The following is a 26,486-nucleotide window of genomic DNA, read 5'->3' on the forward strand; positions in this document are numbered from 1 at the left end:
CCCAGCGCTTGTCCGTCCTGCCAGGAGAACGCCCCGTGCCCTTGCCTCCGCCGCCCTTCGGATCCGCGGGTGAACACCAGCTGCAGCAGCAACTGGGGACCGCCGACCGCGCCGCCCGGTTCTACGACCAACAGGTACGCCCGTATCTCACCCCCGAGATGCGGGACTTCATCGGCCGTCAGGCCATGGTCTTCCTGGCCACCGCCGACTCCCACGGAGAGTGCGACGCCAGCTTCCGCGCCGGACCTCCGGGGTTCGTCCATGTCATCGACGACCGCACGCTCGCCTATCCCGAATTCCGCGGGAACGGTGTGCTCGCCAGCGCGGGCAACATGATGGAGAACCCCCATCTGGGCATGCTCTTCGTGGACTTCACCCACCACCACGTGGGCCTGCATGTCAACGGCGTGGCCCGGCTCTACACCGACGCGAGCCTGCGCTCCTTCCACCCCGCACTGCCCACCGACGTGGCGCCCGGGCGCAGTCCGGAGATGTGGGTGCATGTGAGCGTCGAGGAGGCGTACATCCACTGCTCCAAGTACATACCCCACCTGGAACCGGCCCCCCGGCCCGCCGGTCATGACGCCACGCGCCCGAAGGACACGGACTACTTCACCGGCCCCCGCCACGGCGCGGGCCACGCCCTGCGCGCGCAGAGCGCCGCGCACCGGCCCGGCTGAGCGGCGGCCGTCCGGCGGCCAGGGATCCTGGGCGCCGGGCGGCCGGCGGGCGTGGCTCAGGAAAGCCGGTGGAGCCGCAGCACGTTGTCCCTGCGCGTGCCCCGGCTGCCGTCCGGTGCGGTCAGGGTGCGCAGGAGCACGTCGTCCGTCGCGGTCCGCCACCCGTCCGGCGGCAGGGCGAGCGTGGCGAGCACGTCGGCCGTGGTCGGGAAGTCGTACGGGAAGGGGGGCTCCTGGACCCAGGAGGGCCAGCCGGCGTGGCCGGTGATCAGGAGCGCGCCGCCCGGGGCCACCGCCGCGGCCGCCCGGCGCAGGATGGACTCGCGCTCCCCCGCCGGTGCCACCGGTGAGTGCGGGAACTGCGCCGACACCAGGTCGTACGTGCCCTCGGGGAAGGACCGGGACAGGTCGTGCTCCTGTCGGCTGACGCGCGCGGTCAGGCCCGCCTCGGCCGCGTGCGCGGCGGCCCGGCGCAGCGCGGTCGCGGAGACGTCGACGCCGGTGACCCGCCAGCCCCGGCCGGCCGGCCGGCCACAGGGCGTCGGCGCCTTCGGCGCAGCCGAGGTCGAGGGCAGTGCCGGGGGTGAGCGCGGCGGTCTCCCGGACGAGCCTCGCCCGGGTCCTGACCGGCGTGGGGCCGCGCCTGCGGGCGCTGGGCCGGGCACGCGGCACCACCCTCGCCCAGCTCGGCGAGCGGACCGGGATCTCCCCGAGCACCCCCTCCCGCCTGGAGGCGGGACAGCGCAAGCCGACCCTGGAGCTGCTGCTGCCGATCGCGAAGGTCCACGGCGTGCCCCTGGACGAGCTGGTGGGAGCGCCGGCCGCGGGCGGTCCGCGGATCCGTCCGCGCCCCTTCACCCGCCACGCCCAGACGTTCGTCCCGCTCACCCGCTACCTGGGCGGACTGCACGCCTACAAGCAGATCCTCCCGGCCGGTGGGGAGTCCGAGCCGGTCCGCCCCGATCAGGCGGTGCCGCGCCCCGGACGGCGGGCGGGGCGGACGGTCAGGCCTGACGGTCCTCGCGGGGCCACGCGCTGCGGCGGCGGGCCGGTCGGGGGCAGCATGGAAGGACCGGGCGCCCCGGCCCGTACGCGGTGCGGCCGGGCGTCGTGGCGCCGACCGGAGGGAGTGCACGGTGACGGCCGGTTCGTTCCGGGGCGAGGAGGGCGGGCCCCGTGCGGCGTCAGGGCCGAGCGGGCTGCTGGACATCCTCGGCGTCGCGGCCGTGGTGGTCGACGCGCAGGGTCGGATCGTGTTCTGGAGCCCCCAGGCCGAGGAGCTGTTCGGCTACACCGCGGCGGAGGCGCTCGGCCGGTCCGCGGCCCGGCTCCTCGTCCACGAGCAGCACCGGGATCTGGTGGTGCGGCTGTTCGCCGATGTGATGGGGAGCGGCGAGAGCTGGGCCGGGGCCTTCCCCATCCGGCCCAAGGAGGGCGGCATCCGGCTGGTGGAGTTCCGCAACATGCGGCTGCTCGACAGCTTCGGGGACGTGTACGCGCTCGGCATCGCCGCCGACCACGTCACCGTACGGCGGGTGGAGCGGGACCTCGCGCTCTCCGAGCGGCTCGTCTCCCAGTCCCCGATCGGGCTCGCCGTCCTCGACACCGACCTGCGGTTCCTGCTGGTCAACCCGGCGCTGGAGCGTATCGACGGGATCCGGGCCGCGGACCACACCGGCCGGCGGATCACGGACACCCTGCCCTTCCAGGACATCGACGCCCTCGAAACGGCGCTGCGCGGGGTGCTGACCACCGGCAACCCGCTCCTCGACCGGTACACGGTCGGCCGCACCCCCTCCGACCCGGGCGGCGAGCACGCCTGGTCGGTCTCCTTCTACCGGCTCGAAGGCGCCCACGAGCGGGTGCTGGGGGCCGCCGCCTCCATCGTCGACGTCACCGAACGCCACCGCGCGGCCACCGAGGCCGACCGGGCCCGGCGGCGCCTCGCCCTGATCGCGGACGCCTCCACCCGGGTCGGCACCACCCTGGAGGTGGACCGCACCGCCCATGAACTGGCCGAGGTGACGGTGCCCGAGCTCGCCGACATCGCCGCCGTCGACGTCCTCGACTCCGTCCTGTCCTGCCGCCGCCCCGGCGCCCCGGTCAGCGGACCCGAACTCTTCCGGGCCCTGGCGGTCCGAGCCGTGCGGCCCACCGCGGCCCTGGACGCCGCCGACCCCGCCGGCGAGCCCGCGATGTACGGCGGCGACCGGCTGATCACCCGCTGTGTGCACACCGGCCGGCCCGTCCTGGTGCCCGAGGTCGGCGAGGAGGATCTGCTCCGCATCGCCCGGCACGCCGACGCCGCCGCCCAGCTGGCGCGGGCGGGCGTCCACTCGTACCTCGCCGTGCCGCTGATCGCCCGCGGGGAGGTCCTCGGCGCGCTGGACCTCAAACGCACCCGCAATCCGCTGCCGTTCGACGAGGACGACACCCTGCTCGCCTGCGAGCTGGCCGCCCGGGCCGCCGTCGCCATCGACAACGCCCGCTGGTACCAGAGCGTGCGCAACTCCGCGATCACCCTCCAGCGCAGCCTGCTGCCGGGGCGGCCACCGCCCCGAGCCGGCCTGGAGATCGCCTCCCGCTACCAGCCCGCCCAGGCCTCCAGCGAGATCGGAGGCGACTGGTACGACGTGATCCCGCTCGCCGACGACAAGACCGCGCTGGTCGTGGGCGATGTGATGGGCAGCGGTATCGACGCCGCCGCCACCATGGGCCGGCTGCGCACCGCCACCTGCGCCTTCGCCGACCTCGATCTGGATCCGGCCGAGGTGCTCCGGCATCTCGACAAGATCACCGCCGGTCTGGAGCACTACATCGCCACCTGCCTGTTCGCCGTGCACGACCCGCGGCGCGGGCGGTGCCGCATGGCCAACGCGGGCCACCTGCCGCCCGTACTGCTGCCGACCGGCGGATCCGCGCGGCTGGTCGACGTGCCCAGCGGAGCGCCTCTTGGCGTCGGCGGCATCCCCTTCGAGACGATCGGGATCGACTTCGCCGTCGGGGACCAGCTGATCCTCTACACCGACGGTCTGGTCGAGACCCGCGACGATCCCATCGACGAACGGCTGGAGGTTCTGCTGCACCTCCTCGACGATCCGGGCCGGCCGCTGGAGGAGACCTGCGACCTGCTGCTGCGGTCGCTGCGCCGCCCCGACGACCCCGACGACGTCGCGCTCCTGATCGCCCGGAGCGGACCTCGCGCCCCCGACAGTGCGGGAAGCCCCTCGTGACCGAACGTCCCGACCGCCCCGCGCCGACCCCGCCCCGGCAGCCGCAGCCGGCCGGGCGGCGGCCGCGCCTGCTGCACGGGGTGCGCAGCGTCGCCGGTCAGGTATTCGCGCTCCAGGCGCTGATCGCGCTCCTGCTGATCGCCGCGGCCGCCGCGGCGCTCGTCCTGCAGGCGCGGTACGACAGCGAGCGGGACGCGCGCCACCGGTCGCTCGCCGCCGCCGAGGCGTTCGCGCACGCCCCCGGCCTCGTCGATGCGCTCGGGGCGCCCGATCCGACGGCCGTCCTCCAGCCGCGGACGGAGGCCGCCCGCCGCGCCTCCGGGGTCGACTTCATCGCCGTGATGACCCCCGACGGCACCCGCCACACCGACTCCGACCTGGCGCTGATCGGACAGCGCGCCACCGGTGACATCGCCCGCGCGGCGGCCGGGGAGTCCTTCACAGAGATCTTCGAGGGGGAGCCGAGCGACGCGGTACGGGCCGTCGTGCCCGTACGGGACGACAGCGGCCGGATCGTCGGCCTGGTCGGCACCGGCATCGAGATCGAGAACGTCTCCGACGTGGTGGAGGGTCAGCTGCCGCTGCTGCTCGGCGCCGCGGCGGGCGCGCTCGTGCTAGCCACGGTCGGCGCCGCGCTGGTGAGCCGGCGGCTGCGGCGCCAGACCCACGGCCTGGGACCGGCCGAGATGACCCGGATGAAGGAGCATCACGAGGCGGTGCTGCACGCCGTGCGCGAGGGCGTCCTCATCGTCGGGTCCGACGGGCGGCTGGTGCTCGCCAACGACGAGGCCCGCCGCCTGCTCGACCTGCCGGCCGACGCCGAACAGCGCCCCGTCGCCGAGCTCGGCCTCGACCCGCACACCACCGAGCTGCTCGCCTCGGGCCGGGAGGCGACCGACGAGGTGTATCTGGCAGGGGAGCGGCTCCTCGCCGTCAACGTCCGGCCCACCAAGCCGTACGCCGGGCACCCCTCCGGCATCGTCATGACGCTGCGCGACTCGACCGAGCTCGCCGCGCTGGCCGGACGGGCCGAACTGGCCAGGGGCCGGCTGGACCTGCTGTACGACGCGGGCGTACGCATCGGCACCACCCTGGACGTGGTGCGCACCGCCGAGGAGCTCTCCGAGGTCGCGGTCCCTCGCTTCGCGGACTTCGTGACCGTGGAACTGCTCGACCCCGTCCTGCGCGGCGAGGAACCGTCCGGCGCGGACACGGAGATGCGGCGTACGGCGCTCAGCGGCATCCGCACCGACCAGCCGCTGCAACCGGTGGGCGACATCATCCGCTTCATCGTCCCGAGCACCCCCATGGCCGCGGCGCTGGACTCCGGTCACGCCGTACTCGAAGCGGATCTGGCCGGGGCCACCGGCTGGCAGGTGCAGGACCCGGAAGGGGCCGCGCAGGCGCTGGAGTACGGCTTCCACTCGCTCGTCGCCGTGCCGTTGCAGGCCCGCGGGGTGGTGCTGGGGATGGCGAACTTCTGGCGGGCCGACAGCCCCGTGCCGTTCGGCGAGGAGGACGTCGCGTTCGCCGAGGAGCTGGCCGCCCGCGCCGCCGTCTCCATCGACAACGCCCGCCGCTTCACCCGCGAGCACGCCATGGCGGTGACGCTCCAGCGGAGCCTGCTCCCCCGGGTCCTGCCGGAGCAGAACGCCGTCGACGTCGCCCACCGCTACCTGCCCGCGAAGGCGGGCGTGGGCGGGGACTGGTTCGACGTGATCCCGCTGCCCGGCGCCCGGGTCGCGCTGGTCGTCGGCGACGTCGTGGGCCATGGGCTGCACGCGGCGGCCACCATGGGCCGGCTGCGCACCGCGGTGCACAACTTCTCCACGCTGGACCTGCCGCCCGACGAACTCCTCGCCCATCTCGACGAGTTGATCGCCCGGATCGACCAGAACGAGGCCGGGGACGGCGACGGCTCCCGGGAGGCGATCGCGGGCGCCACGCTGCTGTACGCCATCTACGACCCGACGTCGGGGCGCTGCACCGTGGCCAGTGCCGGGCATCCCGGCCCCGCGCTGGTGCATCCCGACGGCCGGGTGGTGTTCCCCGAGGTGCCGGCCTGTCTGCCGCTCGGGGTCGGGGGCATGCCCTTCGAGTCCGTGGAGCTGCGGCTGCCCGAGGAGAGCCGGCTCGTGCTGTTCACCGACGGTCTGCTGGAGGACCGCGACCGCGACTTCGACACCGGTCTGGAGCTGCTGCGCGAGGCGCTGGCCCGGCCGGGCCGCAGCCCGGAGCAGGTCTGCGCGGACGTGCTGGCCGCGCTGCTCTTCCCGGCGCCCAGCGACGACATCGCGCTGCTGGTCGCCGGTCCGCGCCTGCTGCCGGCGGACCGGATCGCGCAGTGGGACGTCCCCGCGGAGCCGGCCGCCGTGTCGCGGGTACGCAACGCCGCCGCGGAGCAGCTCACCGCCTGGGACCTCGACGTCATCGCCTACACCACCGAACTCATCCTCAGTGAGCTGATCACCAACGCGATCCGCTACGGCGGCGAGCCCATCCGGGTCCGGCTGCTCCGCGACCGCGCCCTGATCTGCGAGATCTCCGACAGCAGCAGCACCGCGCCGCATCTGCGGTACGCGGCCAGCACCGACGAGGGCGGCCGCGGTCTGTTCCTGGTGGCGCAGCTGGCCGAGCGGTGGGGCACGCGCTACACCGAGCGCGGCAAGGTCATCTGGGCCGAGCTTCCCCTGACCGACGGCGTAGCGGCGTTGGCGGGGCCGGTGCCGGACCTGGACGCGCTGGAGGACCTGGCCTGGTGACGGTGGGGCGGGGGCGCGGCGGGGCGGGGGTGCGTCGGTGCGGAGTGCGAAGGCGTCAGGCTGCGTTGGTGTCCTGGTCGGGCGCGGACTCCTCGGCCCGGGCCTGTCGCATGGCGCGGGCGCCGACGACGACGGACGCCGCCACCGCGCTGCCGAGGAAGGCCGCGGCCACCGTCCAGGGCCGGTCGAAGAGGTGGCCGGTGACGTGGTCCAGGGAGTAGTCGCCGGGGCCGGTGAGGCCGATGGCGGCCGCGGTGAAGCCGAGGAAGGCGGGGTACTCGAAGCCGCCGGCCTGGGCGAAGAAACCGGCCGGGGCGTGGACGGAGACCGCGCCCGCCATCGCTCCCGCGGCGGCGGCGCCCGCGGCGGGGGTGGCAAGGCCGAGGGCGAGGAGCAGACCGCCGCCGGCCTCGCCGAGCCCGGCGGCCATCGCGCTCTGCCTGCCAGGGCGGAACCCCATCGCCTCCATGGCCTTGGTGGTGCCGTCCAGGCCGCCCCCGCCGAACCAGCCGAAGAGTTTCTGGGCGCCGTGCGCGACGAGGACCGCGCCCGTCCCGGTCCGTAGGGCGAGCAGTCCGAGATCGTGTCGGTTGAGGCAGCTCATGTTGAGGCGGGTCATGGGGTCTCCCGGGCGGCGGTGGGTCAGGGGTCGTGCCACCACTCTCGTGCGGCGGGCGGGCCTGGGCGCTGCCGGACTGGGCCGTACGGGGCAGGGCGGGTGCGGGAGAAGACGTACGCGGCGGCACTCCGACGGGTCGCAGCGGTGGCGGGCGCCGGGACGCCGATCGAACAATCGGATATGAGCGACATGCGTGATCGCGATCCCTACGACCCGAACGGGCCGAACGGACCGAACGGACCGAACCGGCCGGAGGGGCCGGGCGGGCCGAACGGGCCGAACGGACCGAACGGACCGGAGGGGCCGGGCGGGCCGGACGACCCGCGCCGCGAGGCGTTTCCGCGCGATCCGGGGGCGGGCCCCGCGGCCCCCTCGGGTCGCTCCGAGCCCGGCGGCCCCACCAGGCCCCCCGGTGAAGCCGGGGCCTTCGGGCCCTTCAGTTCCCCAGACGCCCCCGGTGACTCCGGTGCCGCTGGTACCGCTGGTGCCGCCGGTGCCGCTGGTACCTCCGCCCGCCTCGGCGAGGCGCGCGGCCCCGGCGACCTGTTCGAGGAGCCGGCGGGGACGCCGGCCGGCGCCGGACCGCTGGAGTTCCTCGCCCACAGCGCCTGGCAGGCCGTCCTCCTGGCCGGGATCGCCGCCCTGATCCTCGGGGTGCTGGTACTGGTCTGGCCGGGGGCCTCGCTGCTCGCCGCCGGGGTGCTGTTCGGTCTGTATCTGATCTTCAGCGGCATGATGCAGCTGGTGGGCGCCTTCGGCACCCATGTGTCGACCGCGCTGCGGGTGATGGCCTTCATCAGCGGCGTCCTGTCGATCCTGCTGGGGCTGTTCTGCTTCCGCGGCGCGATGCAGTCGATCCTGCTGCTGGCGCTGTGGATCGGTATCGGCTGGCTCTTCCGGGGCATCACCCAGGCGGTCGCCGCGGCAAGCGACCCGGCCATGCCCGCCCGGGGCTGGCAGGCCTTCCTCGGCGTGCTGAGCGCGCTGGCCGGTGTCGTCCTGATCGTCTCGCCGTTGGAGTCGGTCGCGGTGCTCACCTGGGTCGGCGGCTGCTGGCTGGTGGCCCTCGGCATCGTCGAGATCTTCGCCGCGTTCTCCCTACGGGCGCGTGCGAAACGGCTCCCGGCGGGGGTGTGAGCGGACGCGAACCCCCTGATCCGGCCACAGAACCGCCCCGAGCCGGGTACACGAACCGCCCTGAGCCGGGCATACGAGTGCCGCCCCGACCCGGTCACTTGACCCGTGCGCTAGATTTTGCCTCTCCCTGACCACGATCGTTTCGGTCAAACGATCGATCTCTTTCTGACACGGAGCCGGCAACTTCATGAGCGACATCGTCAACGGACTCGGCCGGGCCACCGCCTACGGTGCCCTCGGCGTGGTTCTGCTGATCCTCGGCATCTTCCTCATCGATGCGCTGACTCCCGGCAAGCTCGGCCGCCAGATCTGGCAGGAGCGCAACCGCAACGCCGCGACGCTGCTGAGTTCGGCGCTGCTCGGCATAGGCGGCATCGTCTTCACCTCCATCTGGACGACGTACCACGACTTCGGCAAGGGCCTTGTGTCCACCGCCGCGTTCGGTCTGCTGGGCCTGGTGATGATGGCGGTGGCCTTCCTCGTCGTCGACCTGGTCACCCCGGGCAAGCTGGGCGCCACCCTGGTCGATCCGCAGCCGCACCCGGCGGTCTGGGTGACCGCCTCGTGCAACCTCGCGGTCTCCGCGATCGTCTCCGCCTCGATCGCCTGACCCGTTGGTCCCTGCGGGTGGAGCGCGGGCGCCGCGCGGGCGCGGCGCCGCCTCTGCCCGCCATGCTCGAACCCCACCCGCGCGACCGCCCGTCGCGCCCCGCCCACGGGGGAGCCGCACCATGCCCGACACCCTGCGCGCCGTGCTGACCGCGGCCGCCCTCACGCTCGCGCTGAGCGCCTGCGGCGGCGAGGCCCCCGGCCCCGCCGACAAGGCCGGGCCGCCCACCGCGGCCACGCCCACGTCCGCGCCCCCGTCCGCCGCGGCCTCCGCCACCCCGTCCGCGGCCGCGACCGACAGCGCGGGCAACTCCCTCGACGGCGTGGCCCGCTGCGAGGGGCTGAACATGCTGTACGAGGTCGTCGTCGACGACGGGCCCGCCCCGGCAAGGGGCGAGTCCGGGCGCGGCAAGCTGCTGGCGTTGAACAACACCCAGGAGCCGTGCCTGCTCGACGGTTTCCCCACCCTCACCGCCGAGACCGACAGTGCCGCCGGCACCGGTGCCGGCGCCGTGACGCTGGCGTCCACGCCGCTCGGCGCGAAGGCCGAGCCGATGGTGCTGAAGGCCGGCAAGGAAGCCGTCGCCGTACTGCGCCACCGCGCCGCGGTCGCGGGCGCCTCCCCCTCGGGCCGCCCGGTCTGCACGGAGGCCCGTACCGTACGGGTGACCCTGGCCGGGGCCCGTACGACGCACCCGGCGAAGGTGGTCGACTCCGGCAACCGGCCGGCCGCGCTTGCGGTCTGCGACGGCTCCCTGGCGGCGGACCACTTCCGTCTCTTCATGGGCTGAGCCTCGTTCAGGGGCCGGCCGGCTCGACCTCCAGGAAGCGGCGGCCGCGCGGCCCCCGGTAGAGCAGCGCCTCCCAGCCCAGCTCCGCCAGGGCCCGGGCGCAGCCGGTCAGTTCACGCTCCTCCTCCCCCTGGGCGCCGCTGCCCGGCGGCCCCAGCCACTCCACCACGGCGCTGTGGCGGCGGTCGGCCGCCCGCACCCTGTACCCCGTCGCCACCCGGCGGCCCTCGGCGTCGACGGCCGAGGGGCTGATCCCGGCCGCTTCCAGGGCGAGCGCCACGGCCCGTACCGGACGGGCCAGTTCCCAGGCGGCCGGGGCCGTCCGGGGATCGCCGCCCGCGGTGCGGGTGAGCCGCCGGATCTGCATCAGGCTCTCGGCGGCCACCCGTACCTCGGCCGCGCGCCGCTCGGCCGAGCCGGGCGGGGTGAGGGGGCCGTCGCCGGTGGCGGGCTCGAAGGTCCCGCCACCGTCCGGCGCGGTGGTCACAGCAGCCGCCGGATGTCACCGCGGACCCGGTAGAACCCGCCGGACGCGGCGTGCAGCGCGTCGACCACGTACCGGGCGCCCGGCTCCCGTATCGCGCGGGGGAACTGGACGTTCCAGGACGGCTCGTAGCCCTCCGAGACCACATGGACCCGCATCCGGCCGGCCTCCTGGACGCACTCCACGACGACCGCGCCCGCCGGGGCCACCGTCACGGAGGCGACCGCCGTCGCCGCCGTCGCCGGGGCGTACGTAGGCGTGGCCGCGGCGAGCTTGACGTCCCGGGCGACCGGGACGGTGCCCTGCTGGGCGGCGGTGACCGCGGCCTCGCTCGCGTCGACGCACACCAGCGAACCGTCCGTGGTGACCAGATAGAGCCGCTCGTCGCGGTACTGCATGGACAGGGCGGAGCCGCCACCCGTGGAGAGCTTCCACAGCCGGGTACCGTCACGGTCGAAGCAGTAGACGGAGGAGGCCGAGTCCCCGGCGAAGACGAACCGGCCGCCGGGCGAGGTCGCGCACGAGTAGACGGCGCTGTCGCAGGGGTACGTCGCCTCGACGGCGCCGCTCGCCTTGGACAGCCGCTGGACGGTGTTGCGGGCCGTGCCGGCATACACGGCGTCGTCCTCCTGCCAGCCGAAGAGCACCCCGCCCCGGGTGGCGGTGTGCCACAACTCGCCGCCGCCGTCGGGGGCGTAGGCGGTCACGCCCCCCTGGTGGCCGTGGTAGACGGCCCGGTCGTCGGCGCGGACCATCCAGGCGTGCTCGCCCCGGCTGCGCCGGGACCACTGGTGCTCGTCCTCGTGGTCGATGACGGTGAGGCGCCCGGCGCGGTCGGCGACGTTCAGCACGCCCTCGTGGATGTCGAGCCAGAAGATGTCGACGTCGGCGGCGATGTCGTACGCCGCGAACGGCAGCTTCGAGGACAGGTCGTAGACCCGCCCGTCGTCACAGCCCGCGTAGATCCAGAAGTCGTCGGCGACCAGGCACTTGACGCCGTCCGGCAGGTTGAAGCGGGCCAGCACCTCCCCCGCGTGGCTGAGGGTGTAGACGTCGCCGGACTGGTTGCCCACCCAGCAGCGGTCGTCGTCGACGTGGATGCCGAACGCCGCGGATCCCGTACGGAAGCGCCACAGCACCGGGGCGACGGCGCGGGCCGTGGAGGGGGCCGAGGAGACCTGGCGGCGAGTGACGGCGCGGGCCGCGCGGGCGCCGGGGACGGCCGGGGCGTAGCCCTTGCGGACCTTCTCGCCGACCTTCTTCGCCGCCGCGGCCTGCGCCTTCTGCACGGTCGGGAAGGTCGACGTCTGGGTCTGCCCGCCGGCGCCGATCCGGCCGTAACGGACCGACACCACCAGCCCCTCCACGGTCACTTCGTAGAACTTGTGCGCACCGCCGCCGTCCTCGGACAGTTCCAGATACGTCGTCGTCAAGGCAGACCCCTCCCAGGGCAGAACCGGACGGACCTCACGGATCGGTCCGCGAGCCCCACACCGGAAACGTTAGGGGGAGGCACTGACAACGCCGTCGGACGCCGGTGCGTGCCTGGCCGTGCGCTCCGCCGCGGACGGCGCCGCGAAGGCGAGGCGGCGGTAGGCGCGCCGGAGCATCCACCGGGTCATGAAGGGGTGGGCGCGGCGGGCGACGGCGAAGTAGAGCCTGCCGAGGCGGTTGTGGGTGGTGACGACCGTGGTGAGGGTGATGGTGTCGTCGCGGATCAGGACCGAGGCGCGGAAGTCGAGATGGGCCGCGTCCTCGCCGAGCAGCAGTTCGTCCTGGCTGCTGCCCCGGACGGCGAAGGACAGCACCTCGCGCCAGGCGAGCGGGTCGCGCGGCATGCCGGGCCTCAGGTCCAGCTGCCAGGCGTCCGCGAAGTCGGGCCTGGGGACGGCCTGGTGGGCCAGGGCGGCGCCGGCCGGGACCTCGACCGCCCGCGGGCGGTCGAAGACCAGCCGGTGCAGGGCACGGGCCCGGCGCGTCCAGCGCACGGGGCGCAGTGGTGCGGCGGGGGTGGCGGTCCGGGTGACGTTGTCGAAGAACTCCTCGACGAACAGGTCGTGGAGCGTGCCGATGAGCAGGGACCAGACGAGCGAGTCCTTGAGGCCCTGCCGCTGCTCGATGACGTGCCGGATCCGGCAGCGGTCCGGGCCGAGAGGCTCCACCTCCAGCCGGTGGTGGCCGCCTTCCTCGGGCGGGAAGTCGAAGCGGATGCTGCGGCCCGGCTCGTAGGCACTCACCGAGTAGCGGACGAAGCCGTGGCCGCCGTCCGCGCCGACCGCCAGGGGGCGGTCGAAGAGGATCGGGGGCCAGACCGGGCTGGGGCTGAGGGGGTCGTCCGGTGCGGAGATCCGGTCGATCAGGGCTCCCACGGCTTCGGCCGGAGCGTCGACGACACGTTCGTGGACGTTGTGCAGCGTGCGCATGGCACACCTCCATACGGTGGCGTATGTTCCACCATACGGTACCGTATGGACATGGCGCGGGCGAGAGCGGACCGGACGGACCAGAAGGCGCGGGCAGGCGGCGCGGCGCGGGCGGCCACCCAAGGGCGCAAGAGGCTCACCGCGACCGACTGGGCCGACGCGGCCCTGGCGGCGATCGGCGAGCGCGGACTCGCCGCCGTGGCCGTGGAGCCGCTCGCCACCCGGCTGGGCACCACCAAGGGCAGCTTCTACTGGCACTTCACCAACCGGGACGCGCTGATCGAGGCCGCGCTCACCCGCTGGGAGGAGCTCTGCACGGAGGCGATCATCACCGCCACCGAGCGCGAGCCGGACGCCGAGAAGCGGCTGCGCCATCTCTTCGACGAGGTGATCGCCGCCGCGGCCGCCGACCCGCTGGAGATGTCGCTGCTGGCCACCGCCGACCACCCGCTGGTCGCCGCCGTCCTGCGGCGGGTGACGGAGCGCCGGATCGGTTACGTGGCCCATCTCTTCGAGGAGTACGGCTTCCCGCCCGCCGAGGCACGGCAGCGTGGACTCCTCGCGTACTCCTGCTACCTCGGCCACACCCAGCTGGGCCACGCCGTCCCGCAGGTGCTCCCGGCGGGCCCTGAGCTGCCCGCCTATCTGGAGTCGGTGATCACCCGGCTGCTGCGCCGCGACTAGGAACTGTCCGGCCGATCATGTGAGTCGCTAGGCTCCCCTTCGTTTGAAGGGGGTGACTGCAGTGGTGATGGCTCGCGAGACTGCCGTTGCGATGGTGCAGAAGGTCATGGACGCGGACTATGCCGACGATGCCAAGCTCGCCCAGGTCTTGGAGGTGCTGGACAGGGCTTTTGGGTGCCCGAGTGGCTATGTCAGCGGCTTGATCTTCTGGCCGAAGGGCCCGGAGCCGACAGCCGCTGAGGTTATCGATCAGGCTCTGGAGTACCGGCCCTTCGCGCTATGAGACGGTCCCAAGCTCGAAGCCAGATGACCACGGCTGCGGCGGTGACGGTACCGAGGAAGACATAGCCGCGCTTGTCATACCGGGTGGCCACCGCCCGGGAGTTCTTGAGTCTGTTGATGGCCCGCTCCGCGGTGTTGCGCTTCTTGTACCGCTCCTCGTCGAAGCCCGGCGGGCGCCCGCCCCGTGATCCCCTGCGCAGGCGGGCAGCCCGGCTGTCGATCTTCTCCGGAATCGTGTGCCGGATGCCCCGTCGCCGCAGATAGCCGCGGCAGGGGCCGTTGCTGTACCCCTTGTCTGCCGCGACGCTGTCGGGCTTCTTTCGGGGCCTCCCCGGCCTGAGACGAGGAACGCGGATCTTCTCCAGCACTGACACGAACTGCGTGCAGTCCGTCCGTTGCCCTTCGGTGACGACCAGGGACAGCGGGCGGCAGCGGCCGTCGGCACTCAGGTGAATCCTGCTGGTGAAGCCGCCGCGCGAGCGGCCCAGGCCCTCGCCTCGCTCACCACCTCCACCAGGCGGCCGAGGAGGCTCTGCCACGGCGGTTCATCCTGATGTTCTGGTGCCTTGTCCCCGTTTGGCACGGCAGGTGCCGGAGGCGGGTCGGTCCGGGCACCGGCCGCGTGCTGGTGCGCTCGCACGCTGGTGGAGTCCACCGAGATGTCCCAGTCGATCTCGCCGGCGGCCTCGACCGCGGCCTGGACCTGCTGCAGCAGCCGTTCCCAGGTGCCGTCGGCCGACCAGAGTCGATGGCGCTCGTAGACCGTCTTCCACGGCCTGAACCACTCCGACAGATCACCGCGTTCACCCCGCCCCATACCTGGAGAACGAGCAGATCAAGCGACAGTCACACGATCGGCCGGACGGTTCCTAGTCGACGCGGGCCTGGCCGGCCAGCAGTTCGGACCGGACGAGTTCCAAGAGGCGGCCCGTCCAGTTTCGGCCCCGGCCTCCGTTGTCGCCCCAGAAATCCGAGTTCGCGTCGTCGTAGAGCAAGGTCGCGTCACCCGTGGCCAGAAGGATCGCGGCGAGGTCGGAGTGCTGCTCGTACTTGGTGCGCAGCAATCGGGCCATGACTGCCGTGCGGGTCCGCTCCCAGCCCTCACGTCGCGTCGCCTTGGCCGCGAGTGCGTGGGCCTTCGCCCCGGTCTCCGCAGTGACAACCGAAATGCGCACCTCCGGTGCGGCGACGGACTGGGCCCAGTAGGCGTGCGCCACCGACGGATAGGTGACGTCGTCCAGGGTGATGGGTGCGGGGTAGTCATTGCGCAGGCACCGCTTGTCCGGGTGCTCGAGCGCGCGCTGCGGATACGAGTGGTACAGCTTCACCGCGGGGGCGAAGGAGTTCACCGCCCCGTCCGCCGGCACCCGCGAAGGTGCCTCGGCCCGCCATCGGCGCCGCTCCTCGAAGTACGCGACGGCCTCGTCGTACTCCTCCTGCGAAACCCTTTCGTCAGGCCAGCGGGGAAAGCGACCGCCCGGCCCCGCCACCAGGACCTGCAGGGGACGGTCCTTGCGGTCCATGTCGCCGAGAGCGTAATGACGCACAGTCTCGGGGATGGCCAGATAGGCGGCCCTGGCCGCGGACCGGTTCTCCTCCGTCCGCTCGGCGAGGAACACCTCCACCGCCGCCAGGCAGCGGCCGGTCGAATCGGGGCGACCGTTCAGCTCGTCGATGGTGTCGCGGACTTCGGCGAGCAGCAGCTCCGGGGTCAGCCAGGTGTCCGGGTCACCGAAGGTCCACGAGGCCAGGTGGTGTGCGGATGCCGGGCCGCCGTCAGGAAGGCTGGTGGCCACCCACCCGCTGCGGAGCTTCTTCTCGAACTCGTCGAGCGTGACCAGTTCCCAGCAGTCGACGAGACCGTCAGCGTAGATGAAGAGGTCGGTGAGGAAGTAGGTGCCGCCGTTGCATATGAACGCGTGGCGCCAGGTTCCGGGGACACGGACGCCGTCCGCCATGCGATGGGTGATCCGATTGCCGATCATCCCGTGATGATGCCCGACGGGCCTGCCGGGAAGCACGCCGATTAATCCGTTGCCGCAGATCAGAGCCTCCACAACCTGGTCGGCGGCCGACGGTCGGCGCCGGACCGGGCGCGGTGCACGGGTGCGCGCGGGCACCCCACAGGAACGACTCGTGCGCGGAGGAGCGGAGGAGTCACATGATCGGCCGGGCAGGCCCTAGTCGCCCGACCAGCCGCCCGCGCCGGGGCGCCCACTGGTCACCGCGTAGTACTGGAGGTCCTGGACGTCGATCCGCTCGCGGACCTGGTGGCGGGCGGACGCCTCGGCGGTGACGGCGGCGCCGCGCTCGACGGTGGCGGCGCTGAAGCCGTGGCGCAGCGGCAGCAGCTTCGGATGGACCCCCGCCGGAGCCCGGTGGCTCGCCCGCTCGCCGCCGTTGAAGGTGTGGACGGTCGCCGGCGCGGTGAGGAAGGTCAGCACCTCGACCGTGTCGCGCGGTTCGGCGCTGCCCGGCCGGATGCTCATGGTGAGCCGCTGGGCGCGCGCCGGGGGTGTGGCTCCGGCGAACTGGGCGCGTGAGGTGAGGTAGACGGTGTCACGGACGATGCGCGGCCACTTCCCGGTCTTGAACCGGGTCAGGTAGTACGAGGACAGGTCGAGATAGGCGTGGCCGTGGCGGAGCGAGGGCGCGAAGTGGCTGCCCTCGGAGTAGTCGTTCCAGGTGGTGAGCTGGACCCAGTCGGCGCCGTCGTCGATGGCGTGGCCCCAGCTGGCCCGGAGCGTCGCGGTGTTGCCGGCTTCGTCGTAGACGCCCTGGTTGGGGCGGGCGTCCTGGACGGAGACGGGCTGCATCCAGATCTTGCCGAGCCGGTGGGCGAGCCGGGTGTCGGCGGTGGCGCCGGACTGGCGTGTGTGGCTGCGGCTGCCCCACTCGGAGAAACCATGGCTGATCGGGGCGAACCGCTCGGCGTTGCCCGCGAGGTCGAGGAAGAGCGGCACCAGAGCGGTACGGGTGGCGTGCCGCCGCTCCAGCGCGGAGAGGGTGTGCGACCACCAGCCGGGGTCCTTGGCCTCGGCCTTGAACGGCGAGACGACGAGCCGGCCGTCGGGGAGGCGGTGCACGGCGGGGTGCCGGCCCAGCTGGGCGAGGCGCGCGGCGAGCGTCGCCGGGTCGGCGCGCAGTGAGGTCATGTCCGGCATCAGCATGATCCGGAAGCCGGGGTCCTCGGCGTGGGCGGCGTCGAGCAGGAGGTTGACCCGCTCCCAGTTGCGCCCCGACAGGGAGAGGATGTCGACGGTGAAGCCGTCGAGTCCGGCGGCGCGGGCGGTGCGGACCTCCTGGCGGAGGTTGGCGAGCTCCCAGTTCCCCAGCCGCGGGGCGACGGGCAGCGGCCGGTCGCGGAGCAGGCCGCCGTATCTCTGATGCTTGCCCTTCTCACCGTGCCGGGTGAGGTAGTTGCGGGTGTAGTAGTCCTCCCGCGCGGGCCGGTTGTCCAGGGACAGGGGGTACGGCGTGAAGTAGTGCGCGAAGACGAGCCGGCCGGAGGCGCGCAGGGCGCGCGTGGAGGGCATGTCGAAGGGGAGTTCCGTGCCGGGCCGGCCCGTGGCGGGCGCCTTTCCGGTCAGCGGGGGCCGCTCGGCGGAGGGCGGCGGCGCGTCGTTCCAGGCAGCCATGGAACTGCCGGCCCAGGCGCCGAGCGCGATGACGCCCAGCAGCAGTGCGGGCAGGAGCCGGCGTGGTCCACGCGCGCGGTGACGGCGGCGCGGGCTGGACGGGCCTGCGGGCGTGTCCCCCATGGGTGTTCCTTCCGGGCGGCGGGCGCGCCGCCGCGCGCGTGGCCGGTGTTGTCCGGCTCGGGCAGGGCACCGGCGCGGGTGGCCCGGCCGGGCGGAGGCACGGCTGGATGCCCCCTGGCCTGCAGAACCGCGCGGGCGTGCCAGTCAGTAGACCCGATCCCGGGCGGCCGTTCAACACGCACCGGGCGCCGCCGGGTCCACGCGCGCGTACCGCTTGCCGACGCCCGGGCGCGGTGACCGGCGCCCGAGCGGCCCGGTGGGCGTTCCGCATCGGGCCGCAACATCCGCGCGGGCGCATGGAGGCCCGTCTCCGCACAGCCGTACGGGGTGTTCGAACGCGGCGCGTGGAATGCGCCACATCCCTCGCCGCCGCCGGCCGGGGAGCCCCATCATCCCCGGTCACCACGGGTGGCCCGCCTTTGCCGGGCTCACCTGCGAAACCACTGGTCTACCGGAAGTATCATGTGCTCCGCCGTGACCACACCGGCCCCCGTCTCGCGAGATGAACACGCCATCACCCGGTGGCGTCTTTCGTGTGAACAGCAGCGGAGCTACGTGTGTTTGTCGTACTGTTCCGCGTTGCGACGCTTGTTCACCGATCAGAGGTTTGGCGAACGGTGCGTCGAACGTCAACACGTGCCGGGGGGGTACATGTGGCATGTCCGTACAACTGAGACCGCTGCTCCTGGAGAAACCAGGTCCAGACCGGTCCACCCACACCCACGCGCCAAGGCGCGCTGGTATCTGCCGGCCGCGCTGCTCGTCGACGCGGCCGGTGTGGCGCTGCCCGTCGCGTCCATCCTGCGCGCCGAGCATCAGCCGTATGCCCTGATATGCGCGGCCGTGGCCGCGGCCGCCTGGCTGGCGATACGTTCCGCCAGGCGCCGTTACGCCCGCCGGGAGCTCGGCGAGTCGCGGGGCAGCCTGCCCGTGCTGCACGACTGGCTGATCCTCGTGGGCGTACTGGCGGTCCTGCGGGCCGCCGCCGAGCTCCACCATCCGCCGCTGCTCTGCCTGCTGGCGCTGCTGCCCGCGCCCGCGCTCACCCTGTTCTGCCGCAAGGCGACCTACCACCACCTGGTGGCCGAGCGCCGCGAGGCGCAGGTCGTCACGCGCGTCCTGGTGCTCGGCGAACCGGCCGCGGCCGGGGACGTGGCCGAGCACCTGGCGGGCCGCACCGACCATCCGTACGTCGTCGTCGGCGTCGTCGCCGTCGGCGAGGGACAGGTACGGACCGGTGCGCCGGTGGCCGCCCGGCTCGGCCTGACGGCCCCGCCGTCGCCCGACGGCGACACCACCGTCGTCCTCACCGCCGCCGCCGAGCTCCAGGCCGATCTGGTGCTCGTCGCCGCGGGCGCGCACATGGCCGGCCCCCGGCTGCGCCGGCTCTCCTGGGGGCTGCACGACGCGGGCACCGAACTGGCATTGGCGCCTGGCCTGGTGGAGTGCGCCGTCAAGCGCCTGGAGACCACGTCGGCCGCCGGCATGGCACTGCTTCGGGTCGCGCCGCCGGTGCGCAGCGGGGTCCAGCAGGTCCTGAAGAACGCCATGGACCGGGTGGGCGCCGCGCTGGGCCTTGTCGTCCTCTCGCCGCTGTTCCTGGCCATAGGGGCGGCCGTGCGGCTCACCTCCCCCGGGCCGGTGTTCTACCGGCAGGAGCGGGTCGGGCAGGACCGGACGCCGTTCGTGATGTGGAAGTTCCGCACCATGTTCCTGGACGCCGACGCCCGCAAGGCGGAGCTGGCGCAGGCCAACGAGCACGACGGGCTGATGTTCAAGATGCGCCGCGACCCCCGGGTGACCCGGGTGGGCCGGCTGCTGCGCCGTACCTCGCTCGACGAACTGCCACAGCTCATCAACGTCCTCACCGGCTCGATGTCGCTGGTGGGGCCGCGCCCGCCGCTGCCCGAGGAGGTCGCGCGCTACGACGAGGTGGAGCTGCGGCGGCTGACCGTACGGCCCGGTATGACCGGTCTGTGGCAGATCAGCGGCCGTTCGGACCTGTCCTGGGACGAAACGATTGAGCTTGATCTGCACTATGTCGACAACTGGTCGTTCACCAGCGACGTCGATGTGATGGCCCGTACGCTCCGCGCCGTCGTCGACGGTCGCGGCGCGTACTGACGGGCCGGCCGGATGCGATCAGCTCTGCTCGCGCCACCAGGCATAGGTGGCGGCGATTCCGTCCCGCAGCTTGATCTGCGGCTGCCAGCCGAGCGAGGTGAGCCGGGTGACGTCGAGCAGCTTGCGCGGCGTTCCGTCGGGCTTGCTCGTGTCCCAGGCGAGCCGGCCGGTGAAGCCGGTCACCTCGGCGACCGTCTCGGCGAGCTCGCGGATGGTCAGGTCCTCGCCGCAGCCGATGTTGACCGGCTCGTCGCCGTCGTAGGCGGCCAACAGCAGTGCGCACGCCGCGGCGAGGTCGTCCACGTGCAGGAACTCCCGGCGCGGGGTGCCCGAGCCCCACAGCACGACCTCCTCGCGCCCCTCGGCGGCCGCCTCGTGGAAGCGGCGGACGAGGGCGGGCAGGACGTGCGAGGTCTCCAGGTCGAAGTTGTCTCCGGGGCCGTAGAGATTCGTCGGCATCGCCGAGATGAACGAGGCGCCGTACTGCTTCCGGTACGACTGCACCTGGACGATGCCGGCGATCTTGGCCAGCGCGTAGGCCTCGTTGGTGGGCTCCAGCGGACCGGTCAGCAGGGCGTCCTCGCTGATCGGCTGGGGGGCCAGCTTCGGGTAGATGCAGGACGAGCCGAGGAACAGCAGCCGGCCGACGCCGGCGGCATGGGCGCCGGAGATGACGCTCAGCTGGATCCTGAGGTTGTCCTCCAGGAACTGCACCGGGTAGGTGCTGTTGGCCATGATGCCGCCGACCTTCGCGGCCGCGAGGACGACGGCGTCGGGCCGGACGTCCTTGAGGAAGGCCTCGGTCGCGGCCCCGTCACGCAGGTCGAGCTCCTCGCGGCCCCGGGTGATCACCTCGTGGCCGTCGGCGGTCAGCCGCCTGGCGACGGCGGATCCGACGAGGCCACGGTGGCCCGCGACGAAGATCCGGGCGTGCGTGGGCAGGTACGGCAGCGATGCAGTCATACGGGGGATCATGCCAGGCCCGGTTCCATCATCGGGGGCATACCCCGCATTTTTGTACGAATGACACTCTCTTTCTGGGGGCAACCCGCATGAGCAAGACCGCGCTGATCACCGGCGTGACCGGGCAGGACGGTTCCTACCTCGCAGAGCTGCTGCTCTCGAAGGGGTACACGGTGCACGGGCTCGTGCGCCGCTCGTCCAGTTTCAACACCGAGCGGATCGACCACATCTACCAGGACCCGCAGACGGTGGACCGCTCGTTCGTGCTGCACCACGCGGACCTCTCCGACGGCGTGGCGCTGGTGAACCTGCTCCGCGACATCCAGCCGGACGAGGTCTACAACCTCGGCGCCCAGTCCCATGTGCGGGTCTCCTTCGACGCGCCGCTCTACACCGGCGACGTGACCGGCCTCGGCGCGCTGCGCCTCCTGGAGGCGATCCGGGCCAGCGGTGTGAACACCCGCATCTACCAGGCCTCGTCCTCCGAGATGTTCGGCGCGACCCCGCCCCCGCAGAACGAACAGACCCCCTTCCACCCGCGCAGCCCCTACGGCGCCGCCAAGGTCTTCGCGTACTGGACCACGGTCAACTACCGTGAGGCGTACGACATGTTCGCCGTCAACGGGATCCTCTTCAACCACGAGTCCCCGCGCCGCGGTGAGACCTTCGTGACCCGCAAGGTCACCCGGGCCGTGGCCCGGATCAAGGCGGGCCTTCAGGACCGCCTCTACATGGGCAACCTGGACGCGGTACGGGACTGGGGGTACGCCCCGGAGTACGTGGATGCGATGTGGCGCATGCTCCAGCAGGACGAGCCGACCGACTACGTGGTGGCCACCGGCGTCCCGGCGACGGTGCGGCAGTTCGTGGAGACGGCCTTCGCCCACGCGGAGCTGGACTGGGCCGAGTACGTCCGCTACGACCCCAAGTACGAGCGCCCCAGCGAGGTCGACGCCCTGATCGGCGACGCGAGCAAGGCCCGCGATCTTCTTGGCTGGAAGCCCACCGTGCAGGTGGAGGAGCTGGCCAGGATCATGGTCGACGCCGACATCCGCCAGGTGACCGACCAGCTGGCCGGTGCCTCGGTGCGTATCGACCGCTGACCTGCGGTTTCATCTTGATGGCCGCCCCGGCCGACCGCCGGGGCGGCCGCGCGCCGTGAGGTGCGCGGCCACCGGAGATACCGGATTGGTCAAGTGTGGCGCCGAGCTTGTCATTTCGTCGTACAGTTCGCTTTCACACACTCTCTGAGCATCACACACACTCTTTGAGCACGAATTCTCGCCATATGAACTGGGCTCTGACGCCTGGGGGGAACATGCGTAAATCATGGGGGCTCGCCGCTGCCCTCGTCCTGACGGTAGGCGCCGCAGGGGTCGGAGGATGGGCCCTGGCGCCCAAGGCCGGAGCGGTCACCCCGCCCGTCGCCTTCACCGCGGACGCTCTGCCCACCTGGCAGACCAACGGCATCGTCTGGGCGCTGGCCCAGGCGGGCGACACCGTCTTCGTCGGCGGCACCTTCTCCGAGGTCCGCCCGCCCGAGGGCGCCACCGGCACCCCGAAGGGCGCCGTCAACTTCGCCGCGCTCAACGCGGCCACCGGCGCGCCCACCTCCTGCGCCCTGTCCTTCACGGTCGGGGAGGGCAGCGCGACCGTCCGCACGCTCGTCGTCTCCCCGGACCAGAAGACCCTCTACGCCGGCGGCTACTTCGGCGCGGTCAACGGCACGCCGGTCAGCAGCCTCGCGGCCATCGACATCGCCACCTGCAAGGCGAAGCCGGCCTTCACGCCGAGCTTCCCCGCCACCGTGCGGGCCCTGGCCGTCACCGACGACACGGTCTACGCCGCCGGCGACTTCGCCACCGTCAACGGCCACCAGCGCGAGCGGTTCGCGGCCGTCACCACCTCCGGCGAGCTGCTGCCCTTCAAGGCCGACGCGGACGAGCCGGGCCGGGCCATCGAGGTCACCCCCGACGGCTCCAAGGTGCTCATCGGCGGTGACTTCTTCACCGTCAACGGCACCAACTCGCACGCGCTCGCCGTGGTCGACGCCCACTCCGGCGCGGTGACGAAGGCCTACCCCAACGGCTTCATCCCGACCAACTCCGTGGTCAAGGACATCGAGACCGACGGCACCGGCTTCTACACCGGCAACGAAGGCACCGGCGGCGGCGTCTTCGACGGCCGTATCGCCTTCAACCTGAGCAACTACGAGCAGCGCTGGCGCGACACCTGCCTCGGCGCCACCCAGGCCGTCGAGGAGTACCAGGGCGTCCTCTACAGCGCCTCGCACGCCCACGACTGCTCCAGCGTCGGCGAGTTCCCCGACGGGCGCCGCTACCACCTGCTCGCGCAGCCGACCACCAGCACCGGCAAGCTCGGCTGGTTCCCGGACACCAACGACGGTCTGGGCGAGGGCATCGGCCCGCGCGCCTTCACCATCTCCGGCTCGGGCGCCACGAAGTACCTCTGGGTCGGCGGCGAGTTCACCACCACCAACGGCAAGGCCCAGCAGGGCCTGACCCGGTTCGCGACCGGCCCCGACAAGGGCGCGCCGACCGTCCCGCAGGCCAGCGCGGCGGCCATCTCGCCGAACCAGGTCCACGTGCGCTGGCGCGCCAGCACGGACCTCGACGACAGCAAGCTGACGTACAAGGTCTACCGCAACGGCTCCACCACCCCGGTCCACACGGTCGAGGGCGAGTCGCTGCTGTGGGCGCGTCCGCAGTTCTCCTTCAAGGACACCTCGGTCACCCCCGGCCAGACCTACAGCTACCGGGTCACCGCCGCGGACGCCGACGGCAACACCAGCGCGCAGTCCGCCAACGCGACCGTGACCGTGCCGACCTCCACCGAGGCCTACCCCTCGCAGGTCGTCGCCGACGGCGCGAGCCTGTACTGGCGCTTCGACGAGTCCACCACGCCGTACGTGGCCGACTCCTCCAACGCCAACAACAACGGTCTGTACGTGAACGCGCCGACGCTGCGCCAGACCCCGCCCGCGGTCAACGGCCCGAGCACCGCGGTCGCGCTCAACGGCACCAACCAGAAGCTCTACAGCGACAAGCGGGTCAACTCGCCGGGCACCTTCACCATCGAGACGTGGTTCAAGACGACCTCGACCCGCGGTGGAAAGCTGATCGGCTTCGGCAACAACACCACCCGTAACAGCGGCAACTACGACAAGCACCTGTACATGACCAACACCGGCAACCTGGTGTTCGGTGTGTACAGCGGCGGTACGCGCACCCTGTCGACGTGGGGCTCGTACAACAACGGCCAGTGGCACCACGTCGTCGGCACCCAGGGCCCCGGCGGCATGACCCTGTACGTCGACGGCAAGCAGGTCGCGTCCAACGGCGTCACCACCAGCCAGCAGTACACCGGCTACTGGCACGTCGGCGCGGACAACCTGACCGGCTGGCCGCTGCGTCCGTCGAGCACCTTCTTCGCGGGCCAGCTCGACGAGGCCGCGGTCTACCCGACCGCGCTCAGCGCCCAGCAGGTCGCCAAGCACTATGCGCTGGCCACCGCCCCGGCCGACACGGTCTCCACCGTGACCGCCACGGACGACACCTACGCCAACGCGGGCGCGCCGGGCACCAACTACGGCACGTCGACCTCGATGGCGGTGCGCGGCACCTCGGCGTACGAGTCGTACCTGCGGTTCAACCTGCCGGCCGCGCCGGCCGGAACGGTGCTCAAGAACGCCCGGCTCGCGGTGAAGACCACCACGATGACCGGCGCGGGCACGGCCGACAAGGTCTCCGTCGTCCCGGTCACGGGCGACTGGTCCGAGTCGCAGCTGTCGTACACCAACCGCCCGTCGCTCGGCACCGCGCCGATCGGCACCCTCAGCGGGGCCACGGACGGCTCGACCGTCTACTCGGCCACGCTGGACCCGACGGCGCTCGCCTCGGAGCTCGGTGGCTCCTACAGCGTCGCGCTGACCAGCACCGGCACCGACCCGCTGTGGCTCTGGTCGTCGGAGGCGCCGGCCGCGGAGGGGACCCCGCAGCTGGTGCTGACCTTCGGCGCCCCGTAACGCCGTCGAGTTCGTGACAACAGGATGCGGGGCCCGGCAGCGCCGGGCCCCGCATCTCCCGTACCACAGGAGCCCTTTCATGCGTGGATTCCACCGGCGCCCGGCGCGGGTCGCGGCCGTCCTGACCGCCGCCCTGCTGTCGCTGTCCGCCTGCTCGTCCGGGAGCGACGGCAAGGCCAAGGCGGACCCGCCGCCGTCCCCGGCCGCCTCGGTCGACGCGCCCGACCCACAGAGCAGCCCGGAGACCGCCCCCTCCCCCAGCGCGTCCAAGGGGCCCGTGCTCCCCGACGCGAAGATCACCCCGGCCACCGGGTCGTTCACCAAGGCCCAGAAGAAGTTCCTCGAGGGCCGGGTGCCCGCGAGCATGGACCCGGCCGCGGTCCTCCAGACCGGCGACGAGTCCTGCCAGCGCCTGGCGCGTACCGCCAAGCGGGACAAGGACGCCGCCGTCGGCGCGATCATCGCGGGCGACATCCCGGACGCCGCCGACGTCGTCGAGCACCTGTGCCCCGAGCAGAAGCCGCTGGTGACGGCCGCCTCGAAGGGCTTCCCAGACGGCACGAAGAACCGGCCGGCCGCCGGGACCTACCGGGCGCTGACCACCAACCCGGCGTGCAGCTGGCGGGCCGTGGGCAGCGGCGGCAAGGTGCTCGCCTCCGGGCCCGCGACCGGCGCCGACGGGACGGTCAAGGCCAAGGTCCCGGCGGGCACCAAGGAGTTCACCTCCACCGGCTGCTACGCCTGGCTGCCCGCCTGACCCTCAACCCCATCACGCGCGCGTGGCGCGTTCGTACACCCCCAGCAGGGTGTCGAGCACCGCGTCCATCGAGAACGCCTCCGTGGCCAGCTTCCGGGCCGCCACGGAGGCGTTGTCGTTCGCCGCCGGATCGAGCAGGCCGAGGACGGCGGGCGCGAGCCCGGCCGCGTCGGCCACCACCCGTCCGGCGCCCGCCTCCTCGATGTCCCGGGCGAGCCCGTTGGAGGTGGTGACGACGGCCGGGGTGCCGACGGAGAGCGATTCGAGCACGGACATCGGGAACGGCTCGTCGACCGACGGCAGGACGTAGACGTGCGCCCGGCCGAGCTCCTCGCGCATCCGCTCCGCCGACAGCGGGCCGGGGACGCTCACCCGGTCGCCGACGCCCAGGCGCGCGATCAGCTCCTCCACGGCGGCCCGTTCACCCTCGTCGGGTCCGGCCACCACGAACCGGGCGTCCGGATGGGCCCGCAGGATCTCGGGCACCGCCGCCACGAAGTCGGTCGGCCGCTTACGGGCCTGGAGCCGGGCCGCATACAGGATCCGCGGCGGGCCGGCGGGCGCGGGGCGCGCCTCCTGCGCGGGCACGCCGTTCACCAGCCGTACGGCGTGCTCCAGGGGCCGTCCCAGGACGGCGTCGAGGCCGGTGCGCTCATGGCCGGTCAGATACAGCACCGCCGAGGCGCGCGTCAGGACCCGGCGCACGGCGAGGGCGTCCAGGGCCTTGGCGAGCAGCTTCTCGCTCGGGTCGACCATGCCGTGGGTCTGCAGGACCAGCGGGCGTCCGGCGCGCAGCGCGGCCAGCGCGATCGGCAGGGTCACCAGGTCGCGGGCGAGATGGACATGGACGACGTCCGCGTCCCGTACGAGCCGGTGCGCGCCGGCGAGCAGTTGCGGGGAGGTGATCCCGCTGAAGCCGAGCGGCAGGATGGAGCGGGCCTGGAAGAGGCGGGCGGGCACGCCCTCCACGTCGGTCGGCAGCGGGCCGTCGAAGCCGTCACCGAGGGCGGTGAGCCGGACCTGGTGGCCGCGGGCGGCCAGCCCCTTGCAGAGGTTGAGGGCGACCCGCACGGGGCCGCCGAAGGCGTGGGTGGGGCTGTGCAGGGTGACGGCGTGCAGGACTCTCATGGCT

The 26,486-nt window shown here is 72.9% G+C and carries 21 protein-coding genes and 2 pseudogenes; 13 read left to right on the top strand and 10 right to left on the bottom strand.

Going from position 1 to position 26,486, the window contains the following annotated elements:
- The first annotated feature begins 35 nt into the window (after nucleotides 1-35).
- Nucleotides 36-680: a pyridoxamine 5'-phosphate oxidase family protein gene (locus tag ACZ7LT_RS09970; protein WP_471235493.1), complete on the top strand. Its 645-nt coding sequence runs from the start codon at nucleotides 36-38 to the stop codon at nucleotides 678-680.
- Nucleotides 681-736: 56 nt separating this feature from the next.
- Here ACZ7LT_RS09970 and ACZ7LT_RS09975 read toward each other — a convergent pair whose 3' ends face one another.
- Complete coding sequence (locus tag ACZ7LT_RS09975) at nucleotides 737-1,345, bottom strand: methyltransferase domain-containing protein (RefSeq protein WP_471235494.1); 609 nt, start codon at nucleotides 1,343-1,345, stop codon at nucleotides 737-739.
- Here ACZ7LT_RS09975 and ACZ7LT_RS09980 point away from each other — a divergent pair.
- The 3 genes and pseudogenes from ACZ7LT_RS09980 to ACZ7LT_RS09990 form a co-directional block, all read left to right on the top strand.
- Nucleotides 1,264-1,635: pseudogene (locus ACZ7LT_RS09980) on the top strand (helix-turn-helix domain-containing protein); the annotation flags it as partial. The gene ACZ7LT_RS09975 and the pseudogene ACZ7LT_RS09980 sit on opposite strands and share 82 nt — an antisense overlap.
- Nucleotides 1,636-1,816: 181 nt before the next feature.
- On the top strand, nucleotides 1,817-3,913 hold the full coding sequence (locus ACZ7LT_RS09985; protein WP_471235496.1) for a SpoIIE family protein phosphatase: 2,097 nt from the start codon (nucleotides 1,817-1,819) through the stop codon (nucleotides 3,911-3,913).
- Nucleotides 3,910-6,675, top strand: coding sequence for a SpoIIE family protein phosphatase (locus tag ACZ7LT_RS09990; RefSeq protein WP_471235497.1), 2,766 nt, complete (start codon nucleotides 3,910-3,912; stop codon nucleotides 6,673-6,675). The genes ACZ7LT_RS09985 and ACZ7LT_RS09990 overlap by 4 nt, the downstream gene beginning before the upstream one ends.
- 55 nt (nucleotides 6,676-6,730) lie before the next feature.
- Here the strand turns inward: ACZ7LT_RS09990 and ACZ7LT_RS09995 are convergent, their stop codons facing one another.
- Nucleotides 6,731-7,279: a DoxX family membrane protein gene (locus ACZ7LT_RS09995; RefSeq protein WP_471235621.1), complete on the bottom strand. Its 549-nt coding sequence runs from the start codon at nucleotides 7,277-7,279 to the stop codon at nucleotides 6,731-6,733.
- 558 nt (nucleotides 7,280-7,837) lie between these two features.
- On the opposite strand from ACZ7LT_RS09995, the gene ACZ7LT_RS10000 reads away from it, so the two are divergent.
- The 3 genes from ACZ7LT_RS10000 (at nucleotide 7,838) to ACZ7LT_RS10010 (ending at nucleotide 9,831) form a co-directional block, all read left to right on the top strand.
- Entirely contained in the window at nucleotides 7,838-8,431 is a 594-nt protein-coding gene (locus ACZ7LT_RS10000) for an HdeD family acid-resistance protein (protein WP_471235622.1), read from the top strand.
- Between the two features lie 187 nt (nucleotides 8,432-8,618).
- On the top strand, nucleotides 8,619-9,041 hold the full coding sequence (locus ACZ7LT_RS10005; RefSeq protein WP_019890773.1) for a DUF350 domain-containing protein: 423 nt from the start codon (nucleotides 8,619-8,621) through the stop codon (nucleotides 9,039-9,041).
- Between the two features lie 121 nt (nucleotides 9,042-9,162).
- Nucleotides 9,163-9,831, top strand: coding sequence for a DUF4232 domain-containing protein (locus ACZ7LT_RS10010; RefSeq protein WP_471235498.1), 669 nt, complete (start codon nucleotides 9,163-9,165; stop codon nucleotides 9,829-9,831).
- 7 nt (nucleotides 9,832-9,838) lie between these two features.
- On the opposite strand, the gene ACZ7LT_RS10015 is transcribed toward ACZ7LT_RS10010, so the two are convergent.
- The 3 genes from ACZ7LT_RS10015 to ACZ7LT_RS10025 all read right to left on the bottom strand — a co-directional run bounded on the left by ACZ7LT_RS10015 (nucleotide 9,839) and on the right by ACZ7LT_RS10025 (nucleotide 12,738).
- On the bottom strand, nucleotides 9,839-10,318 hold the full coding sequence (locus ACZ7LT_RS10015) for a hypothetical protein (RefSeq protein WP_471235499.1): 480 nt from the start codon (nucleotides 10,316-10,318) through the stop codon (nucleotides 9,839-9,841).
- Nucleotides 10,315-11,748, bottom strand: a complete 1,434-nt coding sequence (locus tag ACZ7LT_RS10020) for a WGR domain-containing protein (RefSeq protein WP_471235500.1) — start codon at nucleotides 11,746-11,748, stop codon at nucleotides 10,315-10,317. The genes ACZ7LT_RS10015 and ACZ7LT_RS10020 overlap by 4 nt, the downstream gene beginning before the upstream one ends.
- 69 nt (nucleotides 11,749-11,817) lie before the next feature.
- On the bottom strand, nucleotides 11,818-12,738 hold the full coding sequence (locus ACZ7LT_RS10025; RefSeq protein WP_471235501.1) for a DUF2867 domain-containing protein: 921 nt from the start codon (nucleotides 12,736-12,738) through the stop codon (nucleotides 11,818-11,820).
- Nucleotides 12,739-12,789: 51 nt separating this feature from the next.
- On the opposite strand from ACZ7LT_RS10025, the gene ACZ7LT_RS10030 reads away from it, so the two are divergent.
- Nucleotides 12,790-13,422, top strand: a complete 633-nt coding sequence (locus ACZ7LT_RS10030; RefSeq protein ID WP_471235502.1) for a TetR/AcrR family transcriptional regulator — start codon at nucleotides 12,790-12,792, stop codon at nucleotides 13,420-13,422.
- Nucleotides 13,423-13,474: 52 nt separating this feature from the next.
- Nucleotides 13,475-13,705, top strand: a complete 231-nt coding sequence (locus ACZ7LT_RS10035) for an e9imm peptide (RefSeq protein ID WP_471235503.1) — start codon at nucleotides 13,475-13,477, stop codon at nucleotides 13,703-13,705.
- On the opposite strand, the pseudogene ACZ7LT_RS10040 reads toward ACZ7LT_RS10035, so the two are convergent.
- The 3 genes and pseudogenes from ACZ7LT_RS10040 to ACZ7LT_RS10050 all read right to left on the bottom strand — a co-directional run.
- A pseudogene (locus ACZ7LT_RS10040) lies at nucleotides 13,665-14,500 on the bottom strand (IS5 family transposase); the annotation flags it as partial. The gene ACZ7LT_RS10035 and the pseudogene ACZ7LT_RS10040 overlap by 41 nt on opposite strands.
- A 73-nt stretch (nucleotides 14,501-14,573) precedes the next feature.
- Entirely contained in the window at nucleotides 14,574-15,689 is a 1,116-nt protein-coding gene (locus tag ACZ7LT_RS10045; RefSeq protein WP_471235504.1) for an NADAR family protein, read from the bottom strand.
- Between the two features lie 195 nt (nucleotides 15,690-15,884).
- Entirely contained in the window at nucleotides 15,885-17,465 is a 1,581-nt protein-coding gene (locus ACZ7LT_RS10050) for a glycoside hydrolase family 71 protein (RefSeq protein WP_471235505.1), read from the bottom strand.
- Nucleotides 17,466-18,116: 651 nt separating this feature from the next.
- On the opposite strand from ACZ7LT_RS10050, the gene ACZ7LT_RS10055 reads away from it, so the two are divergent.
- A complete protein-coding gene (locus ACZ7LT_RS10055) occupies nucleotides 18,117-19,589 on the top strand; it encodes a sugar transferase (protein WP_471235506.1) in 1,473 nt (490 codons plus the stop codon).
- 18 nt (nucleotides 19,590-19,607) lie between these two features.
- On the opposite strand, the gene ACZ7LT_RS10060 is transcribed toward ACZ7LT_RS10055, so the two are convergent.
- Complete coding sequence (locus ACZ7LT_RS10060) at nucleotides 19,608-20,552, bottom strand: GDP-L-fucose synthase family protein (protein WP_471235507.1); 945 nt, start codon at nucleotides 20,550-20,552, stop codon at nucleotides 19,608-19,610.
- Nucleotides 20,553-20,641: 89 nt separating this feature from the next.
- On the opposite strand from ACZ7LT_RS10060, the gene gmd reads away from it, so the two are divergent.
- From gmd to ACZ7LT_RS10075, 3 genes are all read left to right on the top strand, one after another.
- Nucleotides 20,642-21,655 (top strand): GDP-mannose 4,6-dehydratase, encoded by a 1,014-nt coding sequence (gmd, locus tag ACZ7LT_RS10065; RefSeq protein ID WP_471235508.1) that lies wholly within the window; start codon nucleotides 20,642-20,644, stop codon nucleotides 21,653-21,655.
- A gap of 215 nt (nucleotides 21,656-21,870) precedes the next feature.
- Nucleotides 21,871-24,597 carry a LamG-like jellyroll fold domain-containing protein gene (locus tag ACZ7LT_RS10070; protein WP_471235509.1) on the top strand — a complete coding sequence of 909 codons (2,727 nt, stop codon included), beginning with the start codon at nucleotides 21,871-21,873 and terminating at the stop codon, nucleotides 24,595-24,597.
- A gap of 79 nt (nucleotides 24,598-24,676) precedes the next feature.
- Nucleotides 24,677-25,354, top strand: coding sequence for a hypothetical protein (locus tag ACZ7LT_RS10075; RefSeq protein WP_471235510.1), 678 nt, complete (start codon nucleotides 24,677-24,679; stop codon nucleotides 25,352-25,354).
- A gap of 12 nt (nucleotides 25,355-25,366) precedes the next feature.
- Here ACZ7LT_RS10075 and ACZ7LT_RS10080 read toward each other — a convergent pair whose 3' ends face one another.
- A complete protein-coding gene (locus tag ACZ7LT_RS10080) occupies nucleotides 25,367-26,482 on the bottom strand; it encodes a glycosyltransferase (protein ID WP_471235511.1) in 1,116 nt (371 codons plus the stop codon).
- Nucleotides 26,483-26,486: the final 4 nt, after the last annotated feature.

It is taken from the genome of Streptomyces sp. NPDC039465, from assembly GCF_055639315.1.

Bases quoted from the DNA above. Each gene is read 5' to 3' on its own strand.
- ACZ7LT_RS10045 (WP_471235504.1), bottom strand. From the start codon at position 15,689: ATGATCGGCAATCGGATCACCCATCGCATGGCGGACGGCGTCCGTGTC.
- ACZ7LT_RS10030 (WP_471235502.1), top strand. From the start codon at position 12,790: ATGGCGCGGGCGAGAGCGGACCGGACGGACCAGAAGGCGCGGGCAGGC.
- ACZ7LT_RS10010 (WP_471235498.1), top strand. From the start codon at position 9,163: ATGCCCGACACCCTGCGCGCCGTGCTGACCGCGGCCGCCCTCACGCTC.
- ACZ7LT_RS10055 (WP_471235506.1), top strand. From the start codon at position 18,117: ATGTGGCATGTCCGTACAACTGAGACCGCTGCTCCTGGAGAAACCAGG.
- ACZ7LT_RS10050 (WP_471235505.1), bottom strand. From the start codon at position 17,465: ATGGGGGACACGCCCGCAGGCCCGTCCAGCCCGCGCCGCCGTCACCGC.
- ACZ7LT_RS10080 (WP_471235511.1), bottom strand. From the start codon at position 26,482: ATGAGAGTCCTGCACGCCGTCACCCTGCACAGCCCCACCCACGCCTTC.
- ACZ7LT_RS10025 (WP_471235501.1), bottom strand. From the start codon at position 12,738: ATGCGCACGCTGCACAACGTCCACGAACGTGTCGTCGACGCTCCGGCC.
- ACZ7LT_RS10070 (WP_471235509.1), top strand. From the start codon at position 21,871: ATGCGTAAATCATGGGGGCTCGCCGCTGCCCTCGTCCTGACGGTAGGC.
- ACZ7LT_RS10005 (WP_019890773.1), top strand. From the start codon at position 8,619: ATGAGCGACATCGTCAACGGACTCGGCCGGGCCACCGCCTACGGTGCC.
- gmd (WP_471235508.1), top strand. From the start codon at position 20,642: ATGAGCAAGACCGCGCTGATCACCGGCGTGACCGGGCAGGACGGTTCC.
- ACZ7LT_RS10075 (WP_471235510.1), top strand. From the start codon at position 24,677: ATGCGTGGATTCCACCGGCGCCCGGCGCGGGTCGCGGCCGTCCTGACC.
- ACZ7LT_RS09995 (WP_471235621.1), bottom strand. From the start codon at position 7,279: ATGAGCTGCCTCAACCGACACGATCTCGGACTGCTCGCCCTACGGACC.
- ACZ7LT_RS10060 (WP_471235507.1), bottom strand. From the start codon at position 20,552: ATGACTGCATCGCTGCCGTACCTGCCCACGCACGCCCGGATCTTCGTC.